Source organism: Mucilaginibacter sp. P4_E8 (assembly GCF_056401495.1).
In genome coordinates, this window is sequence record NZ_JBFUJG010000424.1 from 1 (window position 1) to 862 (window position 862).

At 27.3% G+C, this 862-nt stretch carries 2 protein-coding genes; one reads left to right on the forward strand and one right to left on the reverse strand.

Annotated features, from left to right (window positions below; translation table 11 throughout):
* A partial coding sequence (locus AC1DRQ_RS31885) for a helix-turn-helix domain-containing protein (protein WP_477430220.1) occupies positions 1-269 on the forward strand: 269 nt, incomplete at its 5' end.
* A 42-nt stretch (positions 270-311) separates the two neighbouring features.
* Here AC1DRQ_RS31885 and AC1DRQ_RS31890 read toward each other — a convergent pair.
* On the reverse strand, positions 312-614 hold the full coding sequence (locus AC1DRQ_RS31890) for a hypothetical protein (protein ID WP_477430222.1): 303 nt from the start codon (positions 612-614) through the stop codon (positions 312-314).
* Between the last annotated feature and the right edge of the window lie 248 nt (positions 615-862).

An 862-nucleotide genomic window follows, 5' to 3' on the forward strand; every position in this document is an offset into this window, starting at 1 on the left:
TACATAGAGACATAGGAAAACGCATAAGGGAGCTTAGATTATCTAAAAAGCTAACACAGCAACAACTTGCTAATATTATTGATACAGATATCTCATTGATCAGCAGAATTGAATTAGGAAAAACCAATGCACGTTTATCTTCTATGATTGCTATATCAATTGGTTTAGAAGTAAGTCTTTATGATATCTTAATGGGTTCTGAGATGGAATATTTTTTTGATACTGAAATGTTTAAAACTGTATTTAAACAAAACTCCTACCTGAAATGATAGGAGTTAGATAAAAAAATTATGATAGAACAATATACCAGATCATTTCAATTTCAAAGACTTATTGACAAAATCTTTTATCCACTTGGTTAAGTTAGCTTTTGATGTTCCCTCAACAATATATTTGTTTGTATCAAATACAACATCAGCAAACAAACCATTTGAAATTTCTCTTGCAGTAATAATATAAATTTCTTCACCCTTATTAAGTTCTTTTGGCGGTAACGAAGCTTCAAATAAAACTCCGTAGTATTCAAAAGAATCAGTTTTTCCTTCGTCAAATAAGTTATTCACAAACTTATTAAAATCTTCTTCCAAAAATTCAGGCTGTTGTTGGTTTTGCATATAATTTAATTTTAATATAAAATTGATAAGCAACAAAAGTATAGCAAAAAAAACTGAAAAACGAACCGAGAAATTTTCAAAACATCCTTAGTGTATATTTCTAATAGATTATATAATCCATTAAGTTTTTTGAATTTAAAGAACGCAATTTTATACTTAAATTGTAGTTTCAATAGACTATTTATCTACTTCAATATTTTACCTTAGTGTTAAAAATATCTTTGTCATTTTTCCGTGACACATTAAGC